Annotated in this window: 5 protein-coding genes; 4 read left to right on the top strand and 1 reads right to left on the bottom strand. The window is 39.0% G+C overall.

Annotation, left to right across the window (positions count from 1 at the left end):
* Positions 1-462 precede the first annotated feature (462 nt).
* Complete coding sequence (locus tag Q1R07_RS00165) at positions 463-1,698, bottom strand: FtsX-like permease family protein (RefSeq protein WP_300484765.1); 1,236 nt, start codon at positions 1,696-1,698, stop codon at positions 463-465.
* 5 nt (positions 1,699-1,703) lie between these two features.
* Between Q1R07_RS00165 and Q1R07_RS00160 the strand changes: the two genes are divergently transcribed.
* From Q1R07_RS00160 to Q1R07_RS00145, 4 genes are all read left to right on the top strand, one after another.
* Entirely contained in the window at positions 1,704-2,960 is a 1,257-nt protein-coding gene (locus tag Q1R07_RS00160; RefSeq protein ID WP_300484763.1) for a DUF1343 domain-containing protein, read from the top strand.
* 12 nt (positions 2,961-2,972) lie between these two features.
* Positions 2,973-4,532: a histidine kinase gene (locus Q1R07_RS00155; protein WP_300484761.1), complete on the top strand. Its 1,560-nt coding sequence runs from the start codon at positions 2,973-2,975 to the stop codon at positions 4,530-4,532.
* A gap of 108 nt (positions 4,533-4,640) precedes the next feature.
* A complete protein-coding gene (locus Q1R07_RS00150) occupies positions 4,641-7,226 on the top strand; it encodes a zinc-dependent metalloprotease (protein WP_300484758.1) in 2,586 nt (861 codons plus the stop codon).
* A 15-nt stretch (positions 7,227-7,241) separates the two neighbouring features.
* On the top strand, positions 7,242-10,592 hold the full coding sequence (locus Q1R07_RS00145; RefSeq protein WP_300484755.1) for a SusC/RagA family TonB-linked outer membrane protein: 3,351 nt from the start codon (positions 7,242-7,244) through the stop codon (positions 10,590-10,592).
* The last annotated feature ends 5 nt before the right edge of the window (positions 10,593-10,597 follow it).

The following is a 10,597-nucleotide window of genomic DNA, read 5'->3' as shown; positions in this document are numbered from 1 at the left end:
CCCTGTTTTGCGGGTGGCAAAGGTAAATCACTTTTTTATTTCTCGCAAATCTTTTTTGACTTTTTTTCTAACCTTAGTCAATCCCAATCTGCTGTACTTTACTCTCAATGAACTCCCTTATTGCGGCTGCAAAACTAGAACCTTTTTCCGGTTTCACAAACTTTCTACAACCTTTTTTTAAATCTTTTTCTTAATACTCTCATTACAAAGACTTAACAATACCAGTTTTTTTAGCTTTATTTGGCGCCTTTGGCGTGATTACGCGGTTTTACTGGGGTTTTACTGGGGTTTTTGCCTTTTTTATTACGCAAAAGCAAGACCTGACAGGTTGCAAAAACCTGTCAGGTCATCACAAATTAGCAAAAGCACTACTTATATATAGGTGCGTTTTCCGAAAAAACAACGCCCGATAGCTTTTCAAAACCTATCGGGCGTATAAGATATATTCTATTATTTCCTTTTTTAATCGAAACGAATCGCTTTAACCGGCGAAATCTTGGTAATAATATAGGACGGTATCAGCAAAACAAGTAAACAAACGACTATCGTCCCTAGGTTTAATAGCAAAATCGGAAGTACCTCTATTACTACCGGCGCTTCGGTAACATAATAATTCTCCGGGTTTAGTTTTACAATGCCAAAATATTTCTGAACCAACAACAATCCAATTCCGATTCCATTCCCCCAAAGCAGTCCTCTTATAATAAGGTATAGTGCATTGTATAAAAATATTTTTCGAATCATCCAGTTATCGGCGCCAATCGATTTTAGAATTCCGATCATTTGTGTACGCTCCAAAATAAGCACCAATAAAGCTACCACCATATTAATTGTCGCTACAACCACCATCACAATTAGTATCACTACTATATTAAAGTCGAACAATTTCAACCATTCAAATATATTATAGTATTTCTCCTGAATCGTTATACTATTATAGGTAGGCGGAATTTCGGCATAAATCGCCTCACCCTTTTCTTTTATCTTCGAAAAATCATCAATAAAAACTTCAAACTCGCCCACTTCATCTTTACTCCATTTATTGATACGCTGAACATGTCGGATATCACCTAATATATAGGACGCATCAAATTCCTGAAATCCGGAGTTGTAAATCCCGACAATTTCGAAACGGCGCAGGTTGGGTAGTTTATTACCTTCCTCTTTCATAAAAAAGGTATTGAACTTATCACCCAACTTTAATTGCAAACGATCCGCCAGGTATTTTGAAATGATCACCTCATTATTAAGTGCTGCTTTTAAATTCGGAATCCGTCCCGCAATGATATACTCCTTAAGGTCATTCCATCGAAAATCTTTACCGACACCTTTAAACACAATTCCTTCGAAAGCAGTCTCCGTGCGGATAATACCCGCTTTGGATGCCGTAGCCTGTACATGACTGATTCCGTCGATATTTTTAAACTTCGGATAAAACGGCTGATGAATCGAAATAGGTTCCACGCTAACCTCCGACTGATTGTCATCGTAGTTGGTTATAATCACATGCCCGTTAAAAGCTGCGATTTTCTGGCGTATTTTTTGCTGCAATCCAACGCCGGTCGCCACGGAAACAATCATCATAATGATTCCGATGGCAATAGCCGCAATTGCAATTTTTATTATTGGTGCAGATATACTACTTTTATAGTTTTTAGTAGTAATTAGGCGTTTTGCTATAAAATATTCTAATCTCAAAACTTATGGTATCAAATTCCGTTTTCAAAAATACAGTTTTATTCTTGGTTTTAGCGATAGTATCCTGCGGAAATTCTGCGATTAAGCACAAAGACCCGAAAACCAATCCGACAAACGAGGCTACAACTGCCAATCGACCAAAGGAACCGATTCTTACCGGAGCCGATAATTTTGAGAAATATCAGTCGCTTCTTAACGGCAAGAAAATTGGCATTGTAACCAATCCGACCAGTATTGTCAACTACGACGGCGACAAACAAAAGTTAAGTAAGTCCCTTCATCTGGTTGACTTTCTACTGAAAAACAAATTGGATGTTGTAAAAATATTTGCGCCGGAACACGGTTTCCGCGGAACCGCCGATGCAGGAGAATTGATCAAAGACGGAAAAGACACACAAACCGGTTTGCCGATCATCTCCTTATATGGTAACAATAAAAAGCCAAAACCGGAACAATTAAAGCAAATTGACGTCATGGTTTTTGACCTGCAAGATGTAGGGGCTCGATTTTACACCTATATCTCCTCCTTACATTATGTGATGGAAGCCTGTGCCGAAGAAAACATTCCTTTAATTGTCCTGGATCGACCGAACCCGAACGGTAGTATTATTGATGGTCCGATATTGGAAAAAGAATTTACCAGCTTTGTGGGCATGCATCCGATTCCGGTTTTACACGGGATGACTATTGGGGAATATGCACGAATGATCAATGGCGAAAAATGGCTAAAAAACGGAGTGCAATGTCCGTTGGAAGTTATCGCCTGTACGAACTATAAACGGACTATGCCGTATAGTTTACCGGTAAAGCCTTCGCCCAACCTTCCTAATGATCAATCCATCAACCTATATGCAAGCCTTTGTTTGTTTGAAGGCACCAATGTGAGTATGGGACGTGGCACTGATAAACAATTTCAGATTTACGGTTCTCCATTTCTACCGAAATCCGATTTTAGTTTTACACCTGGACCCAATGTAGGCGCCAAAGATCCGGTTCACAATGGCAAAGTGTGCTACGGTGAAGACCTGTCGGGCGTTCCAAAAGTGACCAATCTCCAACTAAAATGGCTGATCAAAGCCTATGGCGAGACTTCCGATAAAAAAGTATTCTTTAACAGCTTCTTTTCCAAACTAGCCGGAACGCAGAAATTACAACAGCAAATCGAATCCGGATTGGCCGAAACAGCCATTCGGAAGTCCTGGGAAAAAGGTCTGAATTCCTTTAAAAAAATGCGCACCGCCTACCTTATATATGAAGACTAATTTTTCAGTTGCTTGAAATTCCCGATTAAAAATACCATTTCCCGACGTACTTTCTTAATTACATCGCTTATTGTGATCGTAATTACGACAGTGGCTGTTTTTATTTTAAGCAATCTGATTACTCAAATCACCGAAAAATCCAATGAGGAAATTGCCCAGCGTAGTTTCCTAAAAAAATACGAAGTCCTTCAACAGGAATTCGGTCGCTTGCTGGAACAAAAGAAAAACGTACAGGAAGTCCTTAAAATAAGTAATGATCAAAATATAATTAACAACCTTACGGTACTCAATGCGATTCAGCTGAGCAACCCGGTTATATTGTGCAATTGGTTTCAGATTAACAACGGTACGATTTACACCAACGACACCGAAAAAGGTTCTTTCCAAAAACACCTGAATCTTTTGGTTGACCCTTCCGATAAAGACGAAAACTCCAGTATACTATTAAAACAGGGCGATACCTTGATATGGCGCAACTATTTTAAAATTAAAAAAGACGACGCCACGACCATTCGTTATGGTTATGATATTGATTTAAAAAAACTACACGACTATTTTGCATTAATCGACGGAAATGCGCCAAACTATGCGTTTGTTTTCGACCAAAACGGAACCTGTATTTTTCACCCGGAAGCGGAGAAAAACGGTAAAAACATTTTTGATTTTACCAGTCTGAATCCTTCCGATACACTTATTACGAACAAATCCGGATTTAATGAAACCGTAGCTTTGTCGGAATACCTGCAACTGGATGTAATTCGGTTTGTAAAACCATTAAAGCTGGAAGGTATCAACTGGTATGTATGTATCAACTTTCCGAAAATGATCGCCGATGAAAATGTGAATAAAGTAAAACAACATGCCTCGGCTATATATTTGATCACCACGTTTATTCTGGTTTTTATTTTTTATCTTTTTAATCGTGCCAACCGAAAAGAATATCTGGAAAAAGAAGCCTTGGTTTCCGACAAAAACAATCTTTTACTGGAAAACGAAAAGGTTCATAAAGAAAATGCATTGATCCAGTTACAACAACTCAAGGAGCAAATCAATCCGCATTTTCTTTTCAACACGCTCAACTCCTTATATATGCTAATTGACGTTGACGCGCCAAAGGCTAAAAAATTCACTTTAAACCTATCGAAAATATACCGTTATCTGATTGACCCGCCACAGGAAAATATTGTCCCGTTGAGCGATGAACTTTCTTTTATCGAACAATACATCTTTTTACAGATGACCCGTTTTAATCAGGAGCTACAATTTTCGATTGAAATTGATGACGATTCGGGTCTGATCAAAAACATTCCGTATTTATCGTTACAAATCTGCATTGAAAATGTGATTAAGCACAATTTGGCCACCATAGAATCGCCTTTAAAATCCCGCATTATTGTTAAAAAAGACGCTGTATTTATTATCAATAATTTACAAAAAAAGACCAGTACCGAACAAAGTAATAATTTTGGCTTAAAATACTTACAAAGTATATATAATTACTATTCTAAAAAAGACTTCAAAACCTTTGAAGAAAATGGAGAATTCATCTGTATCCTACCTTTAATTGACTAGAAAAAAGTCATTCACTCCCAAATTAGAGCCACTCACTCCGTTTTGCTTTTATATCGTCTCAGGAACTTCTAAATTTCGAGACAATTATTTAACCAAAACTTAACATAAATGAAAAAAAAGACACTCATATCAAGTACAAAGTATGTATTGGTATTGTTGTTTTTATTGAGTAATGTTACTGCATTTTCCCAGAAAAAGAAACAAAAAGAAACAAAAACAGAAACTACTAAAGACACCATTGCAAAAACCAAAGGTTATGCCGAATTGATTAAAAAAGGTTCTCTTAAAAAAGGACTTTTTAATGTCATTCAGGTTAAAACCGACATTTATTTTGAAATCCCCGACACTTTAATGGGACGGGAATTCCTCGTTGTAAATAAATTGTCACAGGTTCCGATGCAGGTCAATGAAGCCGGATTAAACAAAGGAATGAATTACGAAAACAAAGTAATTTCATTCTATAAAGATCCCGTTGCCAAAAAGGTATGGGTAAAATCGTCACTTCCAAAAGTTTCCTCTCCGGAAACTGATGCCATTACAGCATCGGTAAAGGATAACTTTTCCGAATCGATCATTGAAGTTTTTGATATCGAAACCAAAAACAGTGATTCGACCTCGGTAGTGATCAAAGTAAACAAAGTATTCGACGGAAAACAAAAAAGTTTTAACGATGTATTGAGTAACATCGGATTTGGCGGATCGGTAAAATCGGATCTGTCGTATATCGAAACGGTTAAAACCTTTCCCGGTAATATTGTTGTAAAATCGCAATTAACAACCTCTGTAAGTGAAGGCGGACCAGCTTTATCCGTAACTTTAGGGGTAACTAGCAATATTGTTTTGTTGGATAAAGTCCCGATGAAGCCCCGTTTTTTGGATAAGCGAATCGGGTACTTTACCGAAAAACACTGGTATTTTAATGACAACCAGCATGCGATGGTTGAGAAAGAATTAATTACGCGATGGAGATTGGAGCCGAAAAAAGAAGATGAAGCGCGTTATTTAAAAGGTGAGTTAGTAGAACCTAAAAAACCGATTGTATACTATATCGATCCGTCCACTCCAAAACAGTGGCGTCAATATATTATAGACGGTGTCCACGACTGGCAGGCCGCTTTTGAGAGAGCCGGATTTAAAAATGCCGTAATCGCCAAAGAACCAACGGAAAGCGATACGGATTTTGACATTGATGACGTTCGTTATTCCGTTATCACGTATGCGGCATCCCCAAAAGCAAATGCCATGGGACCATCGGTTGTGGATCCGAGAAGTGGTGAGATCATCGAAGCCGACATTATCTGGTGGCACAATGTAATGACCTCATTGCACAGCTGGATGCGAATTCAGACGGGTCCAATCGATCCGAAAGCCCGAGGAAACAAATTCAGCGATTCTCATATGGGAGAAGCGATTCGTTTTGTATCCTCGCACGAAGTGGGACACACGTTTGGTTTAAAACATAACATGGGTGCTTCGTTTGCCTTTGAAGTGGATTCATTGCGTTCGAAAGTCTTTACTGAAAAAATGGGAGGAACCGCTCCGTCGATCATGGATTATGCCCGTTACAACTACGTGGCACAACCGGAAGACGGCGTAACGGCGATCACTCCGAAAATTGGAGAATACGACAAATATGCAATCGAATGGGGGTATCGTTGGTATCCGAATGAATCGGATGAAAAGACAAAGCTAAGTACTTTGATCAGTAAACATCAGAACGATCCGATGTATTTCTATGGAGAACAACAGGATGGCGGTGCGATCATCGATCCGCGATCACAGTCGGAAGATTTAGGAAACGATGCTGTTAAAGCGAGCGAGTATGGATTGAAAAACCTGAAACGCGTTGTAGACAACATTTTAACGTGGACCTATGAAAAAGATGCTTCCTATTATGAAACGGGTAAACTGTATATCGGAACGATCGGTCAATGGCAATTATACAACCGTCATGTTTTAAACAACATTGGAGGGATATACCTGAATACAACCGTTCACGGTGATCACAAATCCAGTTATGTTCCGGTTCCGGCTACGATGCAACGCAAAGCAACCGATTATTTGCTTCGAAATGTGATTACAATTCCGCAATGGTTGTTTTTTAATCCGATCCTTGACAAGACCAATCCGTTAAAAGATTCTCCGCTAGGGCCGTTTGAATATACACCTTATACCCTTTCAAGAGAATTACAGTACGGAATTTTATACGATCTGTTTAGTGACGACCGTTTACTTCGCATGATCGAAAATGAGCTTTACCAGCGAAATGGCGCAAAAGACAAATTGTTTACCGTTAGTGATCTTTTTAAACGTGTTCATCAACAGGTATTCAGTGGTACAATTCAGAACAAATCGTTGTCAATTTTGGAACGAATGACACAAAAAAATTATGTAGATGTATTGATCGTTTCGACCAATAAATTATTTGAGAAAACAGATGCGAAAAAATTAATGTTTACCAAAACGCTGAACATACCGACGCTTTGCAACCATGTTCATGAAGACCAGATGATTCGAAACATTAATCAGTCCTCACTAAAAAGAGTTACCGAAGTAACCTCTGAAAAGAAAGGAGAATTGAACAAGGTATTGCAACTTTTAAAACTAAAGAAAAACACCGGAAATCAGGAAACCCGAAATCACTATTCGGATTTAATCAATCGAATTGAAAAAGCACTAAACAATCCTCTATAACTAACAAATCAAGAAATGAAAAGACTATTAATTTTAATGACACTCCTCCTCTCCCTTGCAGGATATTCTCAAGAGAGCAGGACGATTACAGGAAAGGTAATCGATGCACAGGACAGGTTACCTATGCCTGGCGTTTCGATTTATGTAGAAAATAAATCGATAGCCACCAAAACCGGTCAAAGCGGAATTATTGAAAGTACCGGTGTCGGTACGGTAACTGACATGGATGGTAATTTTAAACTGGAAATTACTAAAGATGTAAAAAGCCTGCGCGTTAGTTTTATAGGTTATGAATCCTACCTGATCGATTTGACTTCACAAAGCCACTATACTGTTAATCTGAAGTCCGATTTGAATCAATTACAGGAAGTAGTTGTAACCGGTTATCAAAAAATTGAAAAGCGTAAACTAACCTCTGCTTTGGTAAAAGTAGACATGGAAAATATCCAACAAGCCGGTGTAGCCAGCGTCGACCAACTTTTAATAGGTCAGGTTGCGGGTGTGGCTGTAGCACCGGGTAACGGAGCACCGGGAGGCGCTGCAAAAATCCGAATCAGAGGAACGGCTTCACTATCCGGTCCTCAGGATCCGCTATGGGTATTGGACGGACTTCCATTAGAAGGAAATGATGCTCCAAAATTTAATGACAAAGAGAATATTGATCAACTAAATAATTTTTCAATTGCCGGTTTAAATCCGGATGATATTAAAGACATTACTATCTTAAAAGATGCTGCCGCTACCGCTATATATGGAGCGCGAGCTGCTAACGGAGTAATTGTAATTACAACCAAAAAAGGTAGAAAAGGGCGTATGGCTGTTAATTTTACTGCCAATACATTCGTAACACAAAAGCCCGATTTTTCAAAGTTAAACCTGATGGATGCCAACCAAAAAGTTGATTTTGAATTAGGTCTGGCTAGTCGTCCGGAATTAACATACCGCGATGATAAAGGTGCTATTTCACGTATCTTGAACACCAGTGGTGAGTTAGGCGCTTATCGTACCGGTGGTTTTTCGGCACTGACACCTGGAACACAGCAGGCGATCAATGCGTTACGTGCAAACCAAACCAACTGGGGTGATTTATTATACCGTACAGCTGTGAACCAACAATATGGATTGAGCTTGTCTGGTGGTGGTGAAAAATCGGATTACTATTTTTCATTAGGCTATTACGACGAAAAAGGAGCCACTATCGGAACCGGATTCGAACGTTATAACATTACATTAAAAAACAACTATGAAATATCGGACAAATTAAAAGTAGGTGTTGGTCTTTTCGGAACGCAGAGTAAAAACACCTCGTATATTTCCGATACGGATGCTTTTACCAATCCGGGAAATTATTCAAGAAATGCCAACCCGTATTTGTCACCATTGGATGCCGAGGGTAATTATGTTTACGACAAAGATATTCAGGGTTATTCGGATCGTTATGTACCGTTTAACTTTTTGGAGGAGCGCAACAACACTTCTTATCAGTTAAAAACCAGAGCCTTAAAAGCGATTTTCGATTTGGAATACAAGGTAACCAACGATTTAAAGTTAACTTCTCAAATCGGTTTGCAAATGGACAATTCCGACACCGAAAAATATGCGGGTAAGGAAACGTATTTCACCCGTAAGGAACGCGAAAAAACCAGACGTTATAAAAACGGAGGCTTTTATTATTTCCTTCCGGATGGTGGAATCATCCAGAATTGGGATACCGATTTTTTCCAGTATAACATCAAAACCCAATTGACCTATAATAAGATACTTGGTGAGAAACACGAGTTGGATCTTTTAGTAGGTAACGAATTACGAAGAACATACAATACGAGTATTTATTCAAGAGGTTATGGTTACAACCGCCAAACCGGAACAACATCACAAATCCTGTTCCCGGATCAGTCAACAGCGGATGAAGCGCAATACAAAACGTATGGTAGAAGCCACAACGAAAATGCCTTTGCATCGTTTTATGCTACGGCATCCTATACCTACGACAGAAAATATACTGTTTTCGGAAGTGTACGTTATGATGGTTCCGACTTGTTTGGTGTAGATCCGAAATATAAATATTTACCATTATGGTCTATTTCGGGATCATGGTTGGCTTCAGAAGAAAGCTTCCTGAAAGACAATGTTCCGACGATCAGCAACCTTCGTTTTAGAGGTTCTTATGGTCTACAAGGAAATATCGACAAAAACACCTCGCCATTTGTAGTAGGAAACTACGGAAATGTGAGTATTCTTCCGGGACAAACGGAACAAACTATTGTAGTAACGAGTCCGCCAAACAGTAAATTACGTTGGGAAAAAACCGAAAACGTAAACGTTGGTTTCGATTTAGGCGTATTGAAAAACCGTATTAGCGTAGCCGCCGATCTGTATGGACGTAAGAGTACCGACCTTTTAGGAGTACGTGCTTTACCACTTGAAAGCGGTTTCGAATATACCAATATGAACTGGGCTCAGGTTACCAATAAAGGTTATGAGATCTCATTAACCACAAAAAATATTGACAACCAGAATTTCAAATGGACGACCAATTTCAATTTAGCGCACAACAAAAGTAATATCGACCGTATCCAAGTACGTGCCAATAGTTACTTACCATCCGGTGAAGGTTACCCGGTGAATGCCGTATTCGCCTTGAAAACCGCAGGAATCGACGCCAATGGTTATCCTCAGTTTGTAGGTAGCGACGGGCAAGTGGTGAGTGCTGTAGAGTTCTTCCAGTTATACGATCCGTATGCCGATATTATACCAGGTGAATTAGCGCAATCCCGTTTAACCGAGAATGCAGATAAATTCAGAAGTTTATTTTCCTATGTGGGTGATCGTGATCCAAAATATACCGGAGGTTTAATCAACACGTTTAAAATTAAAAACTTTGATTTAACGGTTTCGGCGGCATTTAACTTAAAACAAACGGTAGTAAAAACACCTCCATACAACGGAACACAGGTTGACAGAGGCCAGAACTATACTACTGATATCCTGAATGCCTGGTCACCAACCAATACTGGTTCGAATTTACCGGGAATCGTTGGAAAAGGAGATCCGTTTACCGATAACTCCTGGATGGCTTACCAATGGTTTTCAAGCGGTAATCCGGTAAACACGTACGCGTTATTGGATACCTGGGTGGAAGAAATGAGTTATATGCGAATCAGCAGTATCCGTTTGGGGTATTCACTACCAAAAACGGTTACGGATAAAATGAATATTCAGAATATACGTTTTAGTGTAGAAGGAAGAAACCTGTTTGTAATCAGTTCGGACTACAAAGGTTATTTCGATCCGGAAACATTTGGTAACATCTATGCACAACCTATCCCTAGATCGGTAACATTAGGGTTAAACGTAACTTTTTAAAATTA

The organism is Flavobacterium sp. (genome assembly GCF_030146175.1).
Classification (GTDB): Bacteria; Bacteroidota; Bacteroidia; order Flavobacteriales; family Flavobacteriaceae; genus Flavobacterium.
This window is presented reverse-complemented; position numbering and strand designations above follow the sequence as displayed.